Here is a 20,283-nt window from a genome sequence, read left to right on the forward strand (position 1 = left end):
CGCGGCGCCGTCAATCGTTGATCTCGTCATCGCCCGGCTTGCGCCCGCGGCTGCGGTCGAGCGGGGCCTTCATCGCTTCCACGTCGCGCATGAACTCGTCCACGCCATGGTCGGGGCTCACGCGGATGGCCGGCGGCATCAGCACGGACATGTACAACTCGTCCGATACGCGGCCCGTGCGCTGCACATTGCCAGCCAGAATCAGCCCGGAGCATAGCACGGCCAAGCCGGCGCAGACCCAGCGGTAACGGGTGCGATTGCGGGGACGGATCGTGCACAAGTGAAAATAAATCATCCCGGCCAACAGCACCGTCGCGACGTGCGAGGCGTAATGCGTGAACCCTTCGGCGGAAAAGGCGTAGCCGAGCGTGCTGCCCAGCAGCGCATAGCCGGCGAGGGCCGCGGCGCCGCAGCCGAACACGAACACGTGCCGGCCCAAGCGCGCGTGGCGCGCGAACAGCCGGTTGGCGCACGCCCAGATGCCGCCCCACAGCAGCGCGGCCGCGAGCCCGCCCGCGAGCGCCTCCGCGTAGCGCGCCAGCTGGAAATATTCCGTGTCGCTGAGCCAGCGCGCCAGCAGGGCCACGCCGCCCGCGAGCGCCAGGCCCGCGGCGGCGGGCAGTACGCCTTCCCAGCCGTGGAACGTGCGGTCGAGGCGTTCCGGCACGACGGGGAAGTCGGCCGCGCGCACGCGCAGCGCCGTGTGGCCGATGCGGACGACCGTGTCGCCCGTCAGCTCGGCGTCCTGCCGGCGCTTGCCCTGGATGACGATGCCGTTGCGGGTACCCCGGTCGTGCAGCAGCAGCCGGCCGGATGCATCCTGCTCGACGATGGCGTGCGCGGCGGCCGCGTAGTCGTCGTCGAGGATCACGTCGTTGTCGTAGCCGCGCCCGATGCGGATCGGCAGGCCGTCGACGCGCTGGCGGTGCAGCACGTCGCCGTTCCTGGCCAGCAGCTCGACGAACCACGGGCCAGTCATCTGCGGCTCCGTCCAAGGGCCGACAGGAAGGCGCGGGTCGCGCGCATGCCGTTCTCGTACGAGACGCCCGCCAGGTCGAGCCGGCTCTGCAGGTTGGCGTGCGGATCGTCCGTGCTGGCGGCCAGCAACGTGAAGTTGTACAGCCCGGCGAACTTGCGGTAGGCGCGCACGCACGTCACCGCGCGCACGGGCAGGGTCGCCGTGTGCACGAACATCTCGGCGCAGGCGGGCCGCGTGAGGCGCGTGTCGCGGCCGGTGCCGATGCTGTCGACGCGAAAGCGGCTGCTTGCCAGCACGGCGAACTGCAGCGGGTGCAGGGAACTCGAACGGAGCACCTGGTGCGTCATCGACACGTGGCCCGTCTGCTGCGTGTCCGACACGTAGATCGCCGCTTCCATCGCGCAGCTGACGGAGTCGGCCGTGTACTCGGCTTCGGCGCGGAAGTTCGAGCGGCCCCAGCAGCGCAACTGCTGCGATTCGCGCACGGGCACCTGGTAGGGCCCCATCGTGCGCATCGACAGCGGCTCGGCCAGCAGGCGGTCGATCAGCGCGCGCTGGTGCGCCAGCAGCTGCTGCCCGATCAGCGGATTGAAATTCTTCGGAGGGTGGGATTGCGTGGCGGCCTGCCGCAGCAGCGCCTGCGCGTATTTGATGGGCACGAGGAAGCTGACCAGTTCGCCGTCGAGCCGCTTCGAGACGTTGACGCCCGCCACGACGCCGGCCGCCGTCACGCTGGGCCCGCCGCTCATCCCGGAGTTGATGGGCCCCGTGAAAATCAGCTGCTCGTAGAAGCTGCGTGTGACGATGCCGTTGTACGAGCCTTCCGAGATGGCGAAGCCGAGGTCGAGCGGATTGCCGAGCGAGTACAGGTACTGGCCCTGCACGAGTTTCACGGGTTTTTCTCCGACCTGGAAAAAGCCCGTGCCATTGCGGTTCACGCGCACGACGGCCAGGTCGTGCAGCACGTCCACCGCGAGCAGTTCGATGGGACCGCTCTTGCCGTCCGTGTCGACGTATTCGCCGACGTAGACGTCCGGGTCGAGCGCCATCTGCGACACGACGTGGTAATTGGTCAGTACGAGGTTGCCCGTGCCGACGAGGAAGCCGGAGCCGACGCTGGACTGGCTGCGGCCGTTCCTGAGCAGCATGCGGATCTGCAGCAGGTCGGCGCTGGCGGCGGAATAGAGGGTTTGCGCGGCGCTGGAGGGCGTGGGCAGCGCGGCCGTTTCGTCGGTCTCGCCGGGGCCGGGCGCGGGCGGCGTCGTCGCGGGCGGCGTCGCGGGCGGGATCACGAGCGGCGGCTGGGGCGCCGGTTTCACGCGCTGGCCGGCCTTGCCCGCGGCGCCGGCAAGCGAAGCGGCGGCGCCGAAGACGAGGACGGCAAGGGCGGCGGAAGGGAGGCGCATGCCTCCATCTTGCCAGAACCGCCCGCGGCGGGGGTTACGACTCGCTGTCGAGCACCGCTTCGGAGACCGAGGTCATCATGTGCCCAAGCTTGGCCTGCTTGGTGTTCAGGTAATTCTCGTTGTAGACGTTGCGGTTGACGAGCAGCGGCACGCGCTCGGCGACCTTGATGCCCAGCTTGCCGAGGGCGTCGATCTTGCGCGGGTTGTTCGTCATCAGGCGCACGGCCTCGATGCCGAACTGCTCCAGCATCGGCAGCACGAGTTCATAGTTGCGCGCGTCGGCGTGGAAGCCCAGCTGCAGGTTCGCCTCGACCGTGTCGGCCCCCGCTTCCTGCAGGCGGTAGGCGCGGATCTTGTTCACGAGGCCGATGCCGCGGCCTTCCTGGCGCAGGTACAGCAAAATGCCGCGGCCTTCGTCGGCGATGCGGCGCAGCGCGGACTCCAGCTGGGCGCCGCAGTCGCAGCGCTGCGAGAACATCACGTCGCCCGTCAGGCATTCGGAGTGGATGCGCGCCAGCGGGGCGTCGCCCGTGGACAGGTCGCCCAGCGTCATCGCCAGATGCTCCTTGCCCGTCGAATGCTCGACGAACGCATGCAGGGTGAACTGCGCCCACGGCGTCGGCAGGGAGCACGACGTGACGTAGTCGACGAGGTTGGACGGCGCGGTGGCATTGTCTTGCATGGCTTTTCCTGGGCGATGGCGTAAATAATGGTTACGTAACAGGCGAGTTTACCGGAAATCGGACATGGCCGTGTAGTTCAACCCTTCGCGGCCCCACCGCCTCTCCATCCGATATGGGTGCTGCTGGTCGGAAATACAACAATGCATCGCGGGTGTTCACGTGGTGCAACACAATTCCCGCACGGAATCTTGGCTGTGCTAGGCTCCAGTTCGCCATGCCGAATCCCCTGAAATCCGTCCGCCGCCTGCTCCCGCGCGCCCTCGGCGCCTGGCTCGCCCTCGCTTTCGTGCTGCTGTCCGTCGTCCTCACGCTGGTCCTGACGTCCGTCATCGAACGCAAGTCGGCGGAACAGGTGCAATCGAGCATCGGCCACGGGCTGGCCGAGCTGGCGCTGCAGACGTCCGACAAGCTGGAACGCGGCATGTTCGAACGCTACCGCGAGGTGGGCCTGCTGGCCCGGCGCCGCGTGCTGGCCGAAGGGCAGCCGCAGGAGCGCCGCCGCGCCACGCTGGATGGCATCCGGCACAGCCTCGGTTACTACAGCTGGATCGGCCTGGCCGGCCTGGATGGCAAGGTGCAGGTGTCGGCCCAAGGCCTGCTGGAAGGCGCGGACGTGTCCAAGCGCCCGTGGTTCCGCAATGCCCTGCGCGGCATCCACGCGGGCGACGTGCACGAGGCGGTACTCCTGGCGCGCTACCTGCCCAGGCAGGACGAGCCCTGGCGCTTCGTTGACGTCGCCTTTCCCTACGTCGACGACGAGGGCGTGACGCGCGGCGTGCTGGGCGCGCACCTGTCGTGGCAATGGGCGCGCGACGTCGAGCGTTCCGTGATGGCCGGGATCGCGGCGCGGCGCCAGGTCGAAGCCCTGATCGTGGATGCCGATGGCAACGTGTTGCTCGGTCCCGCCGGCGTGACGGGCCGGCGCCTGACCCTGCCGAGCCTGAAGGCGGCCCGTGCGCAGCGGCGCGGCGGCTACGGCGTCGAGACGTGGCCGGACGGCCGCTCGTACCTCGTCGGCTACCAGCTGGGGCACGGCTACGGCGAGTATCCCGGCCTGGGGTGGACCGTGCTCGTGCGCCAGAACGTCGACGACGCGTTCGCCCCCGTGCGCCGCCTGCGCGAATACGGCCTGGCCGCCGGCGTGGTGCTGGCCGGCGCGTTTTCGCTGGCCGGCATGTGGCTGGCGCGCCGCATCACGCGGCCGCTGGGCGACCTGGCCGATGCCGCGCAGCGCATCCGCGCGGGCGAGACGACCCCCATCGACATCCAGCGGGGCGGCTATGCGGAGGTGCGCGCGCTGGCCACCACGCTGAACGCCCTGGTGGCGAACCTCGTGCGGCGCCGGCGCGCGCTGGAAGACTTGAACGCGACGCTGGAAGCGCGCGTCGACGAGCGCACGCGCGAGCTGGAACAGGCGCTGGCCAGCGTGCGCGCCAACGAGCAGCGCATCGCCACCATCATCGAGACGGCGCAGGATGCCTTCGTCGGCATCGACATGCGCGGCCGCATCTGCGACTGGAATTCGGCGTCCGAGAAGATGCTCGGCTGGTCGCGCGACGAGGCGCTGGGCCGCGTCGTCACGGAACTCGTGATGCCGGAACGGTTCCGCGCCCATTCGCGCGAGCTGCTGCGCCACTTCCTCGAGACGGGCCGGCTGGATACGCTGGGCCAGCGCGTCGAACGCATCCTGCTGGCGCGCGATGGCCGCGAGATCCCGGTCGAGATGACCGTCGGCCTGGCCGGCACGGGCGACGGCATCTTCTTTTCCGCGTTCATGCACGACATCTCGGCGCGCAAGGAAGTCGAACGGATGAAGGACGAATTCGTGTCGACCGTGTCGCACGAACTGCGCACGCCGCTGACGGCGATGTCGGCGTCGCTGGCGCTGCTGGCCGACGGCATGGCGGGCGAGCTCCCGCCCGATGCGAAAGGCCTCGTCGACGTCGCCAACGCGAGCTCGGGACGCCTCGTGCGCCTGGTCGGCGACGTGCTGGACATCCAGAAGATGGACGCCGGCAGCATGGCGTTCGAGAAGGAAGTGCAGCCGGTGCTGCCGCTGGCGGAGCATGCCGTTGCCGCGATGCAGAGCTTCGCCACGCAGTCCGGCATCGAGCTCTCGTGCGTGGCGGCGCCCGGCGCGGAAAGCGCGCGCGTGGACGTCGACCGCGACCGCCTGGCCCAGGTGCTCACGAACCTCCTGTCGAACGCGATCAAGTTTTCCGAGCCCGGATCGACCGTGCGCACGCAGGTCGAAGCGGGCGCGGAGCACGTGCGCCTCGCCGTGGCCGACGAAGGCGCCGGCATTCCGGAAGCGTTCCGCGAGCGCGTGTTCCAGCGCTTCGCCCAGGCCGACGGCGCCGATTCGCGCCGCCAGGGCGGCACGGGCCTCGGCCTGTCGATCTGCAAGACGATCGTCGAAGCAATGGGCGGGACCATCCGGTTCGACAGCGTGGAAGGTATCGGCACCACGTTCTACGTCGAGCTGCCGCTCGCGGCCTGAGCCTGCGCGCGGCCGTAGCGCCGCTCGAATTCGTCCATGGCCACGGGGCGGCCCAGCAGGTAGCCCTGCATCACGTCGCAGCCGTGCGCGGCCAGGAACGCGTGCTGCGCATCCAGTTCGACGCCTTCGGCGATCGTCGCCAGGTGCAGTTTTCTCGCCAGCGCGATGATCGCTTCGACGATCGACGACGCGTTCGGGTCGTGGTCGACGTCCTGCACGAACGAGCGGTCGATCTTCAGCGCCGCCAGCGGAAAGCGGGCCAGGTAGGCCAGCGACGAATAGCCGGTGCCGAAATCGTCCAGGGCGAAGTGCACGCCGAGCCCGCGCAGCTGCTGCATGCGATCGACCAGGTCGTCCGGGTTGCGCGCGAAGACGCTCTCCGTCAGTTCCAGCGTGAGGCGGTCGGCCCGCGCGCCCGTCGCGGCCAGCAGCGTGGCGACGGCGTGCGGGAAATCCGGGTCGCGCAACTGGTGCACGCTGACGTTCACCGCGAGCTTCAACGTGGCGAGATGCGGCGCCCGGGCCCAGCGCGCGAGCGCGTGGCAGCCCTGTTCCAGCACGTCCATCCCGAGCGCGGAGATCAGGCCGCCCGATTCGGCCGCGCCGATGAATTCGCCGGGGCCCACTAGTTCATCCGTGCCCCGTTTCCAGCGCACGAGCGCCTCCGCGCCGACGAGGCTGCCGTCGTGCCCGAACTGCGGCTGGAAGTACAGCACGAACTGGCGCCGCGCGAGGCCCGTGCGCAGCGCGGCCGACAGCGCGGCCTGGCGGTCGACGGCCGCCTGCATGCCGGGGTCGAAGAAACGCAGCGTGTTGCGGCCTTCGTCCTTGGCGCGGTACATCGCGAGGTCGGCCTGGCGCAGCAGCGCGTCGATGTCGGTGGGGTGGCCGTCGAACAGGGTGGCGCCGATGCTCGGGCTGCTGGCGCACAGGCGCCCGTCCAGCTCGAACGGCTCGCCCAGCACCTCCAGCAACTTGCGGCCCACGGCCTGGACTTCCGCCGTCGCCTCGGCCGGCGTGGCGCCCAGGTTTTCCAGCACGATCACGAATTCGTCCCCGCCCAGGCGTGCCAGGTGGTCGCCTTCGCGCAGCGCGCGGCGCAGGCGGCGCGCCACTTCGCGCAGCAGCAGGTCGCCCACGTCGTGGCCCATCGTGTCGTTCAGGAGCTTGAAGTTGTCGAGGTCGAGGAACAGCAGGGCGCCGTGGCGGCCCGCGCGGCTGTTGCGCGCGAGGATCTGGCTCAGTTCCTCGAGCAGGAAGCGCCGGTTCGGCAGGCCCGTCAACTGGTCGAAATACGCCAGTTCATGAATGCGGCGCTCGGCCTGCTTGCGCTCCGTGAGGTCCGTGTTGGTGCCGGACAGCCGCAGCGCCTTGCCGGCGCCGTCGCGCAGGATGTAGCCGCGGCTCAGCACGGGGACGTAGTGGCCGTCGCGGTGGCGCAGGCGGAATTCCATGCTGTAGGCCTGGCGCGGGCCGGGCAGCAGTTCGTCGAGGAAGGCGACCACGCGGATGCGGTCCTCGGGATGCGTGAGGCGCACCCACGCCTCCGGATCGGCCGCCTGCTCGCCGGGCACGTAGCCGAGCATCTCCCACCAGCGCGGCGAGTAATACAGTTCGCCGCTGACGAGGTCCCAGTCCCACGGCGCATCGGTCGACCCTTGCAGCGCGAGGCGCATGCGCTCCTCGGACTTGTGCAGCGATTGTTCCGCGTCCTTGAGGGCCGTGCAGTCCGTGAAGCAGACGACGACGCGGTGGATGGCGCCATGCGCGTCGCGCTCCGGATACGCGTTGCAGATCGCCCAGCGCACGTCGCCGTGGTCTGGCCGGGACACGCCGACGACGAGGTCCGACACCTTGGCGCCCGTGCGCAGCACCATGTTTACGGGATATTCGGAGGGCGGCATCTGCGAGCCGTCCGCGCGCACGAAATGCCAGGCGTCGCCGCCTGGCGCTTCCCGCGCTTCGTACTCGGTGCGCCCGAGCAGCGCCAGCGCCTGGCGGTTGGCCGCCACCACGCGGCCCGCGCCATCGTGCATCACGACGCCGGCCGGCAGGTGGGCGAGCAGGTCGTCGAAGCGGCGCTGGGCGTCGTCCGGGACGCCGTCGGCGCGACGGGTGCTAAACGGGTTCGCTGGCATGTGGACTTTTGGTTACGATTTCCGCGCATGCTAGCAGTTCCGGAACACCCGTGGCGCGCGCCCGGGCCGTTTTGTCGCGTCAACCCGACGGCAGCGCGTGGTAGCGGAAATCACGCAGACGAACGGTCCCTTTGCCCGCCGCGTACACACCCACTTTCAGGCTCAGGAAGCCGCCGAACACGTTGTGGTGGATGCCCGACACCTCCATGCGCGTGCCGTGCAGGATCCACGTCCCGCCGCCGTCGAACGAGTAACGGAAGGTCACCACGTTCGCATCGTTCGTCAGGCGCACGCGCACGCTGGACACGGCTTGCGGCCGCCGCGCCCACGGCTGCTCCTCGGCGTACTGGTACGTCTTGATGGTGTCAGGGGTGAAGCCGATGCCGACGAACGCCTTCGGGTTGTAGTACAGGAGCAGGCCGCCTTCGGCCGGGCCGACCAGGTCGAGCGTGATCTCGGCCTCGTACGACCGGTCGCCGACGCCGCACGTGAGCGGGGTGCTGTCGGCCGGCATCGACCCCTTGCCCCGGATTTCCAGGCCGCCGTTCGCGAAGCGCACGCGCGTCATCTCGTCCGGCGCCGGGTCGTGGAACGACCACTGGACGCCGAAGCGGTCCTTCGAAAAATCGTCGGACAGCGCGAAGCCGTTCGGCCCCGCCTTGCCGCCGCGCGGCTTGTTGATCGGCTTCGAGAGGTCGCCGCCTTTCGCGCGGAACCAGCCGTCGGCCGTCCATTCCATCGGTTCGAGCAGCGTCTGGCGGCCCAGGGTGCGGTAGCCGTTCTCGTAGCCGTGGTAGACCATCCACCAGTCGCCGCCCGGTCCCTCGACGAGCGACGCGTGCCCGCGCGACCACCACGGTTCATTGGTGCCGGTCGTGCGCACGAGCGGATTGTGCGGGCAGTGCTCCCACGGCCCGTCGATCGACTTCGAACGGGCCGCGATCACCATGTGGCCCGTCACCGGACCGGCCGTGCCGCCCACCGCCGTGATCAGGTAGAAGTAGTCGCCATGGCGCAGCAGCTTCGGGCCTTCCGGCGCGAAGTTCTCGGTGACCCAGTCCTCCGGATAGTGCCACGGTTGATATGCCGGTTCGACGGCGCCGTCGGTCGCGAGGCCGTCGTCCGTGAGGCGGACGCGGCGGATGCCGTTGACGAACAGGTAGCGCTTGCCGTCCTCGCCCACGACGTGGCCTGGGTCGATGCAGCCCGAGATTTTCAGGTCGACCGGGTCGCTCCACGGCCCCTCGATGCGGTCGGCCCAGATGGCGTAGATCGACCACGCATTGCCGTCCGGCGCGGCCGGGATGTAGATGAAGTAGCGGCCGTCGTGCTTGCACAGGTCGAGCGCCCAGATCGTGCCCAGCGGCTTTTTCAGAGCCGGGCCGACGGGCGCCCAGTTCACGAGATCCGTCGAATGCCAGATCACGATGCCCGGGTACGAGAAGAAGGACGAGAAGGTCATGTAATAGTCCTTGCCGTCCTTGAGGATCGTCGGGTCCGGGTGGTCGCCCGCGATGATCGGGTTGACGTAGGTGCCGTCGCCGCGGTCGGCCTTGCGCTGGCCTTCGATGCCGCGGCCCCAGCCGGGGAAGGGCGACGCGCAGGCGGTTTTCGAAGCCGCCTGGGCAGGCAGGGCGATGGGGAGCGATGCGGCGCCGGCCAGCAGGGTCTTGAAGGCGTTGCGGCGGGATGGGTTGGTCAACTTTATCTCCGTTGAATGTTTATGTTGATTGTCATCAAGATTATATGAAAACGATTTCATAAACAAGCAACGGCGGTGTCTGGGAAGGGGCGGCCGCGGCCGCCCCTGCGGAGCGTCAGGTCTTAGTTGGCGTACTGGATACCGCGGGCACCGCCGGCGATATACAGCCTGCCGTAGGTGTTCCAGTCGCCCGCGATCGCGCCGATGCCGCCGAACTGGTGGTTATCGTCGTTAAAGCGGGTCCAGGTGCTGCCGGCATTGTCGGACTGCCACACCCCCCACTGGCCATTGATCACACCGACCACGTACACCGCCGCCGAGTACGGCGCGCCGGCGGCGGCCTTGCCGAGCGTTACAAAGCTGGCGCCCTGCACATCCGGGTACGACCAGGTATCGTGGGTGCCCCAGATCGATGCGAAGTTGTTGATCTTGGTCCAGGTAGCGCCGGAATCGGTCGAGTGGTACACGGTATTGCCGTCCGCCAGCCAGATGTCGCCCTCGGCGTTCGGGTTCACCGTCATCGTGGTCACGCCGAAGGGATTGGCGCGCAGGTTCGCGCTCACCGAGCCCTGGCTCAGCGTGAAGGTGTGGCCGCCATCGGTCGAGACGTAGACCTTGCCTGGCGTTCCCCACCATGCGCCGCCCGAATCGTAGGCGTAGACCTTGTTCGGGTTCTTGCGGTCCGCCGCCAGCTTGTAGCTGCGCGGGAAACCGCTGACCGGCGCCAGTGCGGGCAGGTTGGTCGCGGTCCAGTGCGCGCCGTTATCGGTGGTGTAGGAAGGCACCGAATCGGCCGGCGCGAAGACGGCCTTGTTGCGTGCGGTGACGACGATGTTCGACGCATTGGACGTATTCGTTGCCGCGCCGGCCGGCAAGCTGGCGAACTTTGTCCACGTGCTGCCGCCGTCACCGGACGAGAAGCCGAAGCCGCCGCTGTGGTCGGCGCCGGCGACGGCAATGTACTGGGAATCGGACCAGGCCATGTCAGCCGAGTTGCCGTTGCTCCAACCCGTCGCCGGGCCCCTGGTCGCCTTCGTCGCGAGGTCGGTCTGGACCCAGGTGCCGACGTCGCCCGCGCTGTTGATCAGCTGGTACGACGCGCCGGCCGGCGGCGTGACGATCGCCATGGTGACGGTTTCCTCGAGGTTGTTCACCTTCATGGTCCAGGATGGCGTCGCCGCGGAGGCGTTGGTGGTTTCCCAGATGCCGCCGCCGAACACGTACATGATGTGGTCGCGGTTGTTCGGATCGATCTCGACGTCGTCGAGCCAGCCCCAGTACTCGTTGCCCGCTGGCGTATGCGGCTTCTGCGACACGATTTCGCGCCAGGTGGCGCCATTGTCGTCGGACAGCTTCATCATGTGCTGGCCGGCCCAATCGCCCCAGGTGCCGCTCACGCTCAGCGCGATGCGGGTGGTCGCGCCGGTGCCGTGGACCGAGACGCCGCCGTAACCGCCCCAGGTGTTGGCGGTGGTGTTGAGCAGGGTCCAGGTGCCGCCATGACTGTTGCCGCCGAACTTGTACAGGTAGCTCGTACCGCCGGCACCCGGGCCGGCGTCCTTGTTGAACACGACGTAGTAATAGCCGTCGGCGGAGCGCACCATGTGCGGGATGTGGTACCCGGCCACGGCAGACGGCACCGCGACCGGCGTCCAGCTACCGCCGCCGTCGCCGGTGACGTACAAGGTCGACGTCAGGCCCGCCGCGTTGGCGTAGTCCGGTGCGACCGCGGCGTACGCGATCCAGGTCCCCGTGGTGCCGCCCGTCGTCGGCGCTTCGAACACGAGATGCTCGACGCCGATCGCGCTGGAGGTCAAATGGGTGCTCGACAGCCCCGTCCTCTGGGTCCAGTTCTGCCCGCCGTCCCAGCTTTCGTACAGGCCGTCCTGGCGCGAGGCGTAGAACATCCACTGCGAATTGTTCGGGTCGACCTTCAGGCGCTCGCCGATGGCGCGGCCGGCATCGTTCCCTTTCACCACGAAAGGCACGGGGACCGAGGTCCAGTTGGTGCCGCGGTCGTTCGAGATGTACAGGCGGCCTTTGCCGCTGCAGCCAGCCACCATGTAGAGCTTCTGGTCATTGTTGGTGTCGACGGCCATGCTTTCGATACAGTGGTCGCCCTGGCCGGCGCCGAAGCCCACGCCGTCGGTGATCGGCGTCCACGACGACGCGGCCTGGTTCCAGCGATAGGCGCCGCCGACGTCGGTGCGGGCGTACAGCACGTTCGGGGAAGTCGGATGATAGATCAGGCCGGTGACATAGCCGCCGCCGCCGAACTTCACGCTGTTCCAGGTGGATGCCTGGGCCGCCCGGACGTTGCTGTCCTGGCGCGCGGCCGTTAGTGTAGCCGTGCCCGGTTCGCTGCCCGATCCGCCGCAGGCCGCGACGAGCGCCGCGATGGCGATCGGCAGGATGGCGCTTCTGGTGCTGAATGCTTGCATACGTGTTCCTCCAGAAATAGATGTGTTTGATATGTAATCTCCATCATCTGCCTGGCGGGTGTCGTCGGCCGTATCGCACCGATCCGCCGCGTCGCCTTCTTCGTGCGTCCGGCCATTCTGCGAGCGGCATCCGGTGTCGTTCAATTGCGAAGATCGTCAACGCGGCGAGGAAATCGCGGAGTATCGGCGGCGAAGCGGTCGGTGAGCGATGCCAGCAGGGAGTCGGGGCGGCAAACGCTCCGGCGGCAGGTCCGCCGGCACGCGCGCGGGATCATGCGGGGGTCTTCAGGAAGCGGCGCAGGCGTGCCAGCAATTCCTGCGGCTGGAACGGCTTGATGATGAAGTCGTTGGCGCCGGCGTCGAGGGCGCGCACGGTGTCGCGCTCCGTGTTCTTGGCGGTCAGCATGAGGACAGGGACGGCTTCCCAGCCGGCCTGCGCGCGGATCACGCCCACGATCTCGAATCCGTCCACGTACGGCAACATCACGTCCAGCAGCACGAGGTCGGGCGCGCGCTGCGACACGACGTGCCGGACGGCGGCGCGGCCGTCGGCCACGTGGATGACGCGATAACCCTGGCGCTCGAGCATGAAGCCGAGGACGTGGGCGATGTGGACATCATCCTCGACGACGAGGACGCTGGGTTGTGCGCTCATGTTGTTGGCGTCGAAAGTTGCCGTAGGGCTTCAGTATACCGGGGGCATTTCACATTCGAAGCGCGATTGTGGCATGCAGGCGATCTATTCGCACATCGCTGTCGCTGTCCTTTTTTTCCTGAAAAATTGTTTCCTTGCTCGGACAGTAGACGGGGCATTTGATTTCATTCGCATGCGTGGCCGAGAACAGCAAACAGGATGAAAGCACGAGCAATGTTCTCATGGCACAAGCACCACATCGGAAGTATAGCCATCCCTCGCTCGCCCGGACGCTTACCGATCCATTGATCGAACATCGTGGCTTGTCATCGATGGACTCGCCCTTGATCCCGTCGATTTGCGCATACACGTCGTTCGCCATTTCTTGCTCCCTGATGGTTACAGGAGCAGCAATTGTCGAGCTTACGCGCACCGCAAATGTTATCGACGGTCAAAACCGGCAAGATCCACCGCCAGTACCCGAGGAGATCCCGCCATCGTATCAAGCCGGCAGGTCGAACAGCAGGAGTTCCGCCGCCTCGGCCTTGTCGAACACGACCCGTTCCTCGCCACCGATCTTGAGCGCATCGCCATCCTTCAGCGGCACGCCGTTGACGCTGACATCGCCGCGGATCACGTGGACGTAGGCCAGGCGCTCGCTGTCGAGCGCATGTTCGACCCTGTCGCCTTCGTCCAGGATCGCGGCATAGATCGACGCGTCCTGGTGGATCAGCACGGTGTCCTGGCGGCCGTCGCGCGAGGCGACCAGGCGCAGCTTGCCCTTCTTGCTGTCGGTCGAAAAATGCTTTTCCTCGTAGCTGGGCGGGATGCCTTTCGTGTCCGGCTCGATCCAGATCTGCAGGAAGTGCACGGGATCCGTCTTCGATCCGTTGAACTCGCTGTGACGCACGCCGCTGCCCGCGCTCATGCGCTGCACGTCGCCGTAGTGCAGCACGGAGCCGGTGCCCATGCTGTCCTTGTGTTCCAGCGCGCCGTCCAGCACGTACGAGATGATCTCCATGTCGCGGTGGCCGTGCGTGCCGAAGCCGGCGCCGGGGGCGACGCGGTCTTCGTTGATCACCAGCAGCGGGCCGAAGCCGCTGTGGCGCGGGTCGTAATAATCGGCGAACGAAAAGCTGTGTTTGGACATCAGCCAGCCGTGGTGGGCGGCGCCCCGTTCTTCGCTCCTGCGGACTTCCATCATGATCTGCTCCTTGTGTGTTCGTGTGTCGATGGAAGCCAGTATAGGGACAGCCTGCGCCGTTGAAAAACGAGTTATTTTCCGTTCTTGCATCGAAAAATTCGATGATGGTGCCGGCCGATGCGGTACACTCCGGCCGCCCCGTGTAAAGGAATGCCATGACCTGCCCGAGCCCCGACGTCGCCGACCTTGCCGAAGACCTGCGCAGCGCCGTGAGCGCGTTCGTGCGGTCCGTCCGCTACGACACGGACACGCCCCGTTCGGCCGGTTCGGACACGCTGGAACTGCTCGACCGTGGCGGCCCGGCGAACATCGCCGCGCTGGCCCAGGTGCGCAACGTCAAGCACCAGAGCATGCGCCTCGTGACGGCGCAGCTGGAAGAAGACGGTCTCATCGAGCGCATGCCGGACCCGCACGACGGCCGCAGCGTGCTGTTCGCCGTCACGGCGCAGGGACGCGAGCGGCTGCGCGCCCTGCGCGCCGCGCGTGCCGCCCACATCGCGGACATCATCGCAGAGCGGCTGACACCCGGCGAATGCGCCGAGCTGCGCGCGGCCGTCCGCCTGATCGGACGCCTGGCCGATCCGGCACGCTGAGCTTTTCCTCGATCAGCCCTGGCGCAGGCCGGCCAGCACGGCCGCCAGCGTGTTCACGCCCCAGTGCTCGGCATAGCGGCCGTCCTCGACCCGGACGATGTCGATGACGTCGATCGCCACGTCGCGGCCCGTCGCGGCGACGCCCAGCAGCGTGCCCGTGTGGCGGCCGCGGATGGTCTTGCGCGACGTGACTTTCGCGCCTTCCGCGACCTGGTCGTGGATCTCGACCCGCAGGTCCGACAGCGCCGGGCGCAGCACGCGGTCGAACGTTTGCCACATGCTCTCCGGCCCATCCGCCGCGCCGGGCGGCGCCGTGCGGTTGACGAACGACGGGAGCATCAACGCCTCGAAGGCCGCGCGGTCGCCGCGCTCGATAACATCCAGGTTGAAACGGCGTACGACATCCTTCGGGTCTGCATGCGGCATGGGGATTCCTCGGTCACTGTCCGGCGGTGGACGCGCCCGATAATATACAGGCTAGACTGTATAGTCAACGCTTCAACGGATCGAGCAGGCTGCGCAGGTTGTTATGGTCGATTTCGTACATGAGGGCGAGCAGCTCGCCCAGCTCGCCCTTGGGAAAGCCTTCGCGGGCGAACCAGCCCAGGTAGTGGCCGGGCAGGTCGGCGATCCTGCGGCCCTTGTACTTGCCGTAGGGCATTTCGCGGGTGAGGAGGAGAGTGAGGTGTTCGGGCTTCATGGTGGCGCCACTTTAACAAACATGGCGTAGCATGCGGTCAGGAGGACTAGCGATGGCAACCGACTTCAACCTCGAACGCTTCGTGGATGCCCAGAACGGCGTCTACGACGCGGCGCTGGCCGAGCTGCGCGCCGGCCACAAGCGCACTCACTGGATGTGGTTCATCTTTCCGCAAATCGCGGGGCTGGGCCACAGCGCGATGGCGCAGCGCTATGCGCTCCGTTCCGCCGACGAAGCCGCGGCCTACCTCGCGCATCCCGTGCTGGGCCCGCGCCTGCGCGCCTGCGCGACGGCCGTCGCCGGCCACGACGACCGCGGCGTCGACGAGATCTTCGGCCACCCGGACAACCTGAAATTCCATTCCTCGATGACCCTGTTTGCCGACGTCGCGCCCCACGAAGCGATCTTCCAGACCTGCCTGGACCAGTTCTTCGACGGCCGTCCCGACCCGGCCACGCTGGAGCGGCTGGGCTGACCGCGCGGACACCGGACACGTCCGCGACGGCGCCGTCGGCGTTGTTGCGTATAATCCGTGGTCAGCTTGTCTACCAACCACACAACAACACACATGGCTTCATCTCCAGACAATATCAGCATGGCGGTGTTCTGCGACTTCGAAAACGTCGCACTCGGCGTGCGCGATGCGAATTACGAGAAGTTCGACATCAAGCCCGTCCTCGAACGCCTGCTGCTCAAGGGCAGCATCGTGGTCAAGAAATCCTATTGCGACTGGGATCGCTACAAGGGCTTCAAGGCGACGATGCATGAAGCGAACTTCGAACTGATCGAAATCCCCCACGTGCGCCAGTCGGGCAAGAATTCCGCCGACATCCGCATGGTCGTGGACGCGCTCGACCTGTGCTACACGAAATCGCACGTGAACACGTTCGTGATCGTGTCGGGCGACTCGGACTTCTCGCCGCTCGTCTCCAAGCTGCGCGAAAACGCGAAACGGGTGATCGGCGTCGGCGTCAAGCAGTCGACGTCGGACCTGCTGGTCGCCAACTGCGACGAATTCATCTTCTACGACGACCTCGTGCGCGAACAGCGCCGCGCCGCCGCCAAGCGCGACGAGCGCAAGGCCCAGCCGCAGCAGGGCCGCCGTCCGTCGGACGAGAACAACCGCAAGCGCGAAGACATGGAAGCGCGCAAGCTGCAGGCGCTCGAGATGGTCGTCGAGACCTTCGACGCGCTCGTCTCCGAACGCGGCGACACCGGCAAGATCTGGGCCTCGCTGCTGAAGGACACGCTGAAGCGCCGCCGTCCGGACTTCTCCGAGACCTATTACGGCTTCCGCACGTTCGGCAACCTGCTGGAAGAGGCGCAGACGCGCGGCCTGTTCGAATTCGGCCGCGACGAAAAATCCGGCACCTATGTCTTCCGCGGCGCCAACGCCCAGGTCGACCTGCAGCCGGTCGACGCCGCGCCGGCGGAGCCGGCCGTCGAGCAGCCGCAGGTGATGGCCGAGCCGGCGGTCCAGGAAACCGGCGACGAACTGGCCGCCGAAACCCAGGGCGAGCAGCCGACGGAAATCCCGGCCGCCGCCCGCGAACCGCGCCGCCGCGGCGGCCGCGGACGCAAGGGCCGCGAAGGGCAGGCCCCCGCGCCCGCGCTCGAAGCGGCGCAGGACGCCGTGCCGGTGTCCGAGGAAGCCGCGATCGCCACCTGGCCCGCGCCGACGCCGGACCTGGCCGAGGCGCCGGAGCCTGTCGTTGCGGCCGAGGAGCCCGTCGCGGTCGCCGAAGAAGCGCCCGCGCCGGTGAAGGAACGCCGCCGCACGACGCGCACGCCGCGCAAGCGCAAGGAAGAGGCCGCCGGCACGGCCGTGACCGCGGCGGCGGTGGCTCGGGAAGACAGCGTCGCGGCGCCGGATGCGCAGGCTGCGGACGTCCAAGCCGCGCCCGCCGAGCCGGTTGCGGCGGAAGGCGAGGACGACGATGCGGCGGCGAAACAGGCCCGCAAGAAGTCGACCCGCCCGGCGCACAAGGCACCGTCGCGCAAGCCGGCGACACGTGCGCCGCGCCGGCCGGCCAAGCCGAAGACGCCGCCCGAGAACAGCTGACACCTCGTCGTTCCCGCGCAGGCGGGGACGACGGTGCTTTATGCGCGCGCGTCCCATCCGGGCCTGTGCAATAATGACAATAACGCCCCCGCGTCCACTGTCATGCAAAGGCCCACCATGCGCACGCTCACCGGTCTCTTCGCCTGCCTCCTCGCCACCGCCGCGCTGCCGTCCCAGGCAGCCGCACCCTCCGCGGCGCATCCCTTGCTGGGCATCTGGATCCTCGCGATCCCGCAGCTCGGCTGTTCCGAGACGTACCACTTCCGCGGCGACGGCACCACGCTCGTGAAAAGCGCGGACGAAGTGTCGGAAAGCGAGTTCACGGTCGCCGAAAAACCCAGCGCCAAGGGGTTTTATAAACTCGACGACAAGATCGTGAAGGACAATGGCAAGCAGGACTGCTCCGGCGAGATCATGAAGCCGGGCACGCGCGCCACCAACTACATCCGCTTCCACCCATCCGGCGCGCGCTTCGTGATGTGCCGCGACGAGACGATGGAGGCATGCATCGGGCCGTTCGAGCGGATGCCGGGGCAGGGGATCTGACCAATAATTCCGGTGTTCGATTCAGTAGGTGAGTGTCACCAGCGACACCGCCTGCCGCGGCAACTGCATCCTGACCGTAGCGGCGCCATCCTGCGTCGCCACCGTCGCCGCCTCCATTTGCGCCAGTTCGCTCGCCTTCCGCAGCTCGGCCACCTGCGCCGCCGTCGGATGCGCGGGCGACCCCATGCGCTTCCACGCGGCGTACGAATTGCTGTGCTCCTGGTCGATGCGGTAGTGGCGCATCTGCACCTGTCTGGCGGGAATGCCGGCGATGTGAAGCTCGACCGGTGAGCCGGCGTCGATGATGTCGTCGTCGTGGTAGTTCCAGACCAGGACGGACACGCTGTGCGCATCCTTCGCCGCCAGCGCATCGATGTCGGTGCGCGCGCCGCGCACGCCGGCGGCCTGGATGCGGGCCGCGTCGTAGGCGCGGTCGCCCGTCACCGCCACGCGCTCGCCGCGCATCTTGCCGAGCATGCGGAACACGTTCAGCACCGGCTTGTTGACGCCATTGGTCGCCAGGTCGCGGAAGCCCGCGAACCACGGCTGGTCTTCGAACTCGAACGACCAGTTCACCGCGCCGATCAGGTTCACGCCGCGCCGCGCGGCCAGGTCGTACTCGCGCGCGATCGACGCGGCCGTGTAGCTGGCGTACAGCGTGCCGTTGCGGTAGGCGTTTTCCGGATTGGTCTGCATGCCGCAGGCGGCGCAGCCTTCCGGATCGGATTCGCCGACGATGACGGGGATGTTTTTCAGTTCCGGGTATTTTGCGACGAGCGCGAAGCCTTCGTCGAGGTGACGGAAATGCGTGCCCATGCCCATGCGGACGATGCCGTCGACGACCTTCGGCGCGCCCTTGGCGTGGAACGCGACGAAGTCCAGCGGCGTGCCGGTCTTGCCGGTCGCGTAGTTGGTCTCGTGCAGGCAGTGCTGCAGGAAGTCGTCCATGAAGCGGCCCGCGCCGGCCGTGTGCGGGCCGCCGATGCGCGCCGTCGGCAGCGCGCGCTTCACCGCGTCGGCCGCGTAGTCGTACATCTTGAAGTACTCGCGCTTCGAGTCCGCCGCGACCAGGTAGAGAGATCCGGCTCGTTCCACACTTCCCAGTACCAGCTCTCGACTTCCTTCTGCCCGTAGCGCGCCACGCTGTGCTTGACCCATTGGTAGACCAGCTCGGACCACTTGGCGTAGTCATTCGGCGGCGTGGCCCAGCCGGTGAAGAGCGCCGGGTAGGGCGGGCCCGGCTTCCAGTGGTGGCGGTACGGTTGCGGGCGCTGCGACAGCGCTTCCGGCATGAAGCCGATCTGCGCCAGCGGCTTCATGCCGCGTTCGATGTACGTGTCGAAGATGCCGTCGATGATGGTCCAGTCGTAGACCGGCTTGCCGTCCTTGTCTTCGCTGTACATGTTCGTCGAGCCCCACTTGAGCGCATAGCTGCCGTCGCCCGACGTCATGAGGTTGTGCGTGCGGACGTGGACCGGGACCGGGCTCAGGGCGGCGATGTCGCTCAGCAGTTTTTTGCCGTTGGGCGCCGTCGTGTAGTTCGGTTCGTCGTAGCCGAACCAGGCCCAGATGGGCGTCAAGGGGCCCTTGGCCTGCGTGGCGTCGATGGCCAGCCTGACCGGCTGTGGCGTGGAGGGTTCGGCGGCGTGCAGCGGCGCGCAGGCCGCGAGGAGGAGGGCAACGAGATGTCTCTTCATGCCGACGATCACCAGAGATGGTGCACGTGAGGTGCGATCCGCTCGCGGTACAGCGCGCGCAGCTGTTCCATCGCTTCCGGCGCAATGGCGTCCAGCGCGCTGGCCTGGCTGTTCGCGATGGCCTGCGCGGCATTCCTGGCGCCCGGGATCACCGTGCTGACGCTTTGCTCCATCAGGATCCAGCGCAGCGCGAATTGCGCCATCGTCGCGCCGCCCGGCACCAGTCCGCGGATCCGTTCGACGGCCTCGAGCGCGAGGTCGTACGGGACGCCGGCAAACGTCTCGCCCTTGTCGAACGATTCCCCCTCGCGGTTGAACGCGCGGTGATCGTCCGCGGCGAACGTCGTGCTGGCGCTCATCTTCCCGGTCAGCAGGCCCGACGCGAGCGGGACGCGCACGATCACGCCGACGCCGCGCCGCGCCGCTTCCGCGAAGAACAGCGTGGCCGGACGCTGGCGGAAGATGTTGTAGATGATCTGCACGGTGGCGACATTCGGGTAGTCGATGGCCTTCAGGCCCTCTTCGACCTTCTCGACGGAGACGCCGTAGTGCCGGATCTTGCCGGCCGCGGCCAGGTCGTCCATGGCGCCGAAGACGTCCGGCCGATAAAAGACCGGCGTCGGCGGGCAATGCAGCTGCACGAGGTCCAGGCAGTCGACGCGCAGGTTGCGCAGCGACCGCTCGACGAACGCCGTCAGGTTGGCCTTCGTATAGCCTTCCGCCACGTGGGGCGACAGGCGGCGCCCGGCCTTGGTGGCCACGAACGGCCGCTCGCCGCCGCGTTCCGCGAGCACGTCCGCGATGAGCCGTTCGGAACGGCCGTCGCCATACACGTCGGCGGTATCGATGAACGTGACGCCATTGTCGAGGGCCGCATGCAGCGCGCCCTTGGCGTCCTCCACGCTGACATCGCCCCAGGAGCCGCCGATCGCCCAGGCGCCGAAGCCGATTTCCGAGACTGCCGCACCGGTGCGGCCCAGTTTTCTTTGTTGCATCTT

The 20,283-nt window shown here is 67.8% G+C and carries 19 protein-coding genes; 5 read left to right on the forward strand and 14 right to left on the reverse strand.

All coding sequences use genetic code 11. From position 1 onward, the window contains the following. Positions 1-10: 10 nt before the first annotated feature. Genes ACEN98_RS11635 through ribA form a run of 3 tightly spaced genes read right to left on the reverse strand, consistent with a single transcriptional unit; the run spans position 11 to position 3,067 of the window. Positions 11-979 carry an FHA domain-containing protein gene (locus ACEN98_RS11635; protein WP_413384449.1) on the reverse strand — a complete coding sequence of 323 codons (969 nt, stop codon included), beginning with the start codon at positions 977-979 and terminating at the stop codon, positions 11-13. After that, a complete protein-coding gene (locus ACEN98_RS11640; protein ID WP_413384451.1) occupies positions 976-2,385 on the reverse strand; it encodes a S1 family peptidase in 1,410 nt (469 codons plus the stop codon). The genes ACEN98_RS11635 and ACEN98_RS11640 overlap by 4 nt, the downstream gene beginning before the upstream one ends. 34 nt (positions 2,386-2,419) lie before the next feature. Continuing rightward, positions 2,420-3,067: a GTP cyclohydrolase II gene (gene ribA / locus ACEN98_RS11645; RefSeq protein WP_413345711.1), complete on the reverse strand. Its 648-nt coding sequence runs from the start codon at positions 3,065-3,067 to the stop codon at positions 2,420-2,422. Between the two features lie 215 nt (positions 3,068-3,282). On the opposite strand from ribA, the gene ACEN98_RS11650 reads away from it, so the two are divergent. After that, positions 3,283-5,568 (forward strand): ATP-binding protein, encoded by a 2,286-nt coding sequence (locus ACEN98_RS11650; protein ID WP_413384453.1) that lies wholly within the window; start codon positions 3,283-3,285, stop codon positions 5,566-5,568. On the opposite strand, the gene ACEN98_RS11655 is transcribed toward ACEN98_RS11650, so the two are convergent. From ACEN98_RS11655 to ACEN98_RS11680, 6 genes are all read right to left on the reverse strand, one after another. Further along, positions 5,541-7,706 (reverse strand): putative bifunctional diguanylate cyclase/phosphodiesterase, encoded by a 2,166-nt coding sequence (locus tag ACEN98_RS11655; RefSeq protein ID WP_413384455.1) that lies wholly within the window; start codon positions 7,704-7,706, stop codon positions 5,541-5,543. The two genes, ACEN98_RS11650 and ACEN98_RS11655, sit on opposite strands and share 28 nt — an antisense overlap. A gap of 79 nt (positions 7,707-7,785) precedes the next feature. After that, on the reverse strand, positions 7,786-9,408 hold the full coding sequence (locus ACEN98_RS11660; RefSeq protein WP_413384457.1) for a family 43 glycosylhydrolase: 1,623 nt from the start codon (positions 9,406-9,408) through the stop codon (positions 7,786-7,788). Between the two features lie 122 nt (positions 9,409-9,530). After that, positions 9,531-11,849: a dockerin gene (locus ACEN98_RS11665; RefSeq protein ID WP_413384459.1), complete on the reverse strand. Its 2,319-nt coding sequence runs from the start codon at positions 11,847-11,849 to the stop codon at positions 9,531-9,533. Positions 11,850-12,120: 271 nt separating this feature from the next. Then, a complete protein-coding gene (locus tag ACEN98_RS11670) occupies positions 12,121-12,504 on the reverse strand; it encodes a response regulator transcription factor (RefSeq protein ID WP_413340377.1) in 384 nt (127 codons plus the stop codon). Between the two features lie 49 nt (positions 12,505-12,553). Continuing rightward, positions 12,554-12,865 carry a hypothetical protein gene (locus ACEN98_RS11675; RefSeq protein WP_413384462.1) on the reverse strand — a complete coding sequence of 104 codons (312 nt, stop codon included), beginning with the start codon at positions 12,863-12,865 and terminating at the stop codon, positions 12,554-12,556. Positions 12,866-12,985: 120 nt separating this feature from the next. Then, positions 12,986-13,687, reverse strand: a complete 702-nt coding sequence (locus tag ACEN98_RS11680; RefSeq protein WP_413384464.1) for a pirin family protein — start codon at positions 13,685-13,687, stop codon at positions 12,986-12,988. A 155-nt stretch (positions 13,688-13,842) separates the two neighbouring features. On the opposite strand from ACEN98_RS11680, the gene ACEN98_RS11685 reads away from it, so the two are divergent. Further along, the gene (locus ACEN98_RS11685) at positions 13,843-14,280 is read left to right on the forward strand and encodes a MarR family winged helix-turn-helix transcriptional regulator (RefSeq protein WP_413384467.1); all 438 of its coding nucleotides are present in this window, start codon (positions 13,843-13,845) and stop codon (positions 14,278-14,280) included. Positions 14,281-14,292: 12 nt separating this feature from the next. Here the strand turns inward: ACEN98_RS11685 and ACEN98_RS11690 are convergent, their stop codons facing one another. Both ACEN98_RS11690 and ACEN98_RS11695 read right to left on the reverse strand, forming a co-directional pair. After that, positions 14,293-14,706 (reverse strand): ester cyclase, encoded by a 414-nt coding sequence (locus ACEN98_RS11690; protein ID WP_371764416.1) that lies wholly within the window; start codon positions 14,704-14,706, stop codon positions 14,293-14,295. Between the two features lie 64 nt (positions 14,707-14,770). Beyond that, a complete protein-coding gene (locus ACEN98_RS11695) occupies positions 14,771-14,980 on the reverse strand; it encodes a DUF3820 family protein (protein ID WP_413384470.1) in 210 nt (69 codons plus the stop codon). 52 nt (positions 14,981-15,032) lie between these two features. Between ACEN98_RS11695 and ACEN98_RS11700 the strand changes: the two genes are divergently transcribed. The 3 genes from ACEN98_RS11700 to ACEN98_RS11710 all read left to right on the forward strand — a co-directional run bounded on the left by ACEN98_RS11700 (position 15,033) and on the right by ACEN98_RS11710 (position 17,588). Next, complete coding sequence (locus ACEN98_RS11700; protein WP_413384472.1) at positions 15,033-15,455, forward strand: DUF1810 domain-containing protein; 423 nt, start codon at positions 15,033-15,035, stop codon at positions 15,453-15,455. Positions 15,456-15,548: 93 nt separating this feature from the next. Continuing rightward, positions 15,549-17,042: an NYN domain-containing protein gene (locus ACEN98_RS11705; protein WP_413384475.1), complete on the forward strand. Its 1,494-nt coding sequence runs from the start codon at positions 15,549-15,551 to the stop codon at positions 17,040-17,042. Between the two features lie 117 nt (positions 17,043-17,159). Next, positions 17,160-17,588 (forward strand): hypothetical protein, encoded by a 429-nt coding sequence (locus tag ACEN98_RS11710; protein ID WP_413384477.1) that lies wholly within the window; start codon positions 17,160-17,162, stop codon positions 17,586-17,588. A 21-nt stretch (positions 17,589-17,609) separates the two neighbouring features. On the opposite strand, the gene ACEN98_RS11715 is transcribed toward ACEN98_RS11710, so the two are convergent. From ACEN98_RS11715 to ACEN98_RS11725, 3 genes are read right to left on the reverse strand one after another with little or no spacing between them, the layout of a single operon-like run. Further along, the gene (locus ACEN98_RS11715) at positions 17,610-18,683 is read right to left on the reverse strand and encodes a GH39 family glycosyl hydrolase (RefSeq protein ID WP_413384480.1); all 1,074 of its coding nucleotides are present in this window, start codon (positions 18,681-18,683) and stop codon (positions 17,610-17,612) included. Continuing rightward, positions 18,596-19,285 carry a GH39 family glycosyl hydrolase gene (locus tag ACEN98_RS11720; protein WP_413384482.1) on the reverse strand — a complete coding sequence of 230 codons (690 nt, stop codon included), beginning with the start codon at positions 19,283-19,285 and terminating at the stop codon, positions 18,596-18,598. Before ACEN98_RS11720 ends, ACEN98_RS11715 begins: the two co-directional genes overlap by 88 nt. An 8-nt stretch (positions 19,286-19,293) precedes the next feature. Beyond that, entirely contained in the window at positions 19,294-20,280 is a 987-nt protein-coding gene (locus tag ACEN98_RS11725; RefSeq protein WP_413384485.1) for an aldo/keto reductase, read from the reverse strand. Positions 20,281-20,283 lie beyond the last annotated feature (3 nt).

Origin of the sequence: Massilia sp. CT11-137, from assembly GCF_047302885.1 — a bacterium.
Taxonomy (GTDB): Bacteria; Pseudomonadota; Gammaproteobacteria; order Burkholderiales; family Burkholderiaceae_D; genus Telluria; species Telluria orientalis.

Coding starts and splice junctions, on each gene's coding strand:
- ACEN98_RS11635 (WP_413384449.1), bottom strand. CDS start 979: ATGACTGGCCCGTGGTTCGTCGAGCTGCTGGCCAGGAACGGCGACGTG.
- ACEN98_RS11640 (WP_413384451.1), bottom strand. CDS start 2,385: ATGCGCCTCCCTTCCGCCGCCCTTGCCGTCCTCGTCTTCGGCGCCGCC.
- ribA (WP_413345711.1), bottom strand. CDS start 3,067: ATGCAAGACAATGCCACCGCGCCGTCCAACCTCGTCGACTACGTCACG.
- ACEN98_RS11650 (WP_413384453.1), top strand. CDS start 3,283: ATGCCGAATCCCCTGAAATCCGTCCGCCGCCTGCTCCCGCGCGCCCTC.
- ACEN98_RS11655 (WP_413384455.1), bottom strand. CDS start 7,706: ATGCCAGCGAACCCGTTTAGCACCCGTCGCGCCGACGGCGTCCCGGAC.
- ACEN98_RS11665 (WP_413384459.1), bottom strand. CDS start 11,849: ATGCAAGCATTCAGCACCAGAAGCGCCATCCTGCCGATCGCCATCGCG.
- ACEN98_RS11670 (WP_413340377.1), bottom strand. CDS start 12,504: ATGAGCGCACAACCCAGCGTCCTCGTCGTCGAGGATGATGTCCACATC.
- ACEN98_RS11675 (WP_413384462.1), bottom strand. CDS start 12,865: ATGGCGAACGACGTGTATGCGCAAATCGACGGGATCAAGGGCGAGTCC.
- ACEN98_RS11680 (WP_413384464.1), bottom strand. CDS start 13,687: ATGATGGAAGTCCGCAGGAGCGAAGAACGGGGCGCCGCCCACCACGGC.
- ACEN98_RS11685 (WP_413384467.1), top strand. CDS start 13,843: ATGACCTGCCCGAGCCCCGACGTCGCCGACCTTGCCGAAGACCTGCGC.
- ACEN98_RS11690 (WP_371764416.1), bottom strand. CDS start 14,706: ATGCCGCATGCAGACCCGAAGGATGTCGTACGCCGTTTCAACCTGGAT.
- ACEN98_RS11695 (WP_413384470.1), bottom strand. CDS start 14,980: ATGAAGCCCGAACACCTCACTCTCCTCCTCACCCGCGAAATGCCCTAC.
- ACEN98_RS11700 (WP_413384472.1), top strand. CDS start 15,033: ATGGCAACCGACTTCAACCTCGAACGCTTCGTGGATGCCCAGAACGGC.
- ACEN98_RS11705 (WP_413384475.1), top strand. CDS start 15,549: ATGGCTTCATCTCCAGACAATATCAGCATGGCGGTGTTCTGCGACTTC.
- ACEN98_RS11710 (WP_413384477.1), top strand. CDS start 17,160: ATGCGCACGCTCACCGGTCTCTTCGCCTGCCTCCTCGCCACCGCCGCG.
- ACEN98_RS11720 (WP_413384482.1), bottom strand. CDS start 19,285: ATGAAGAGACATCTCGTTGCCCTCCTCCTCGCGGCCTGCGCGCCGCTG.
- ACEN98_RS11725 (WP_413384485.1), bottom strand. CDS start 20,280: ATGCAACAAAGAAAACTGGGCCGCACCGGTGCGGCAGTCTCGGAAATC.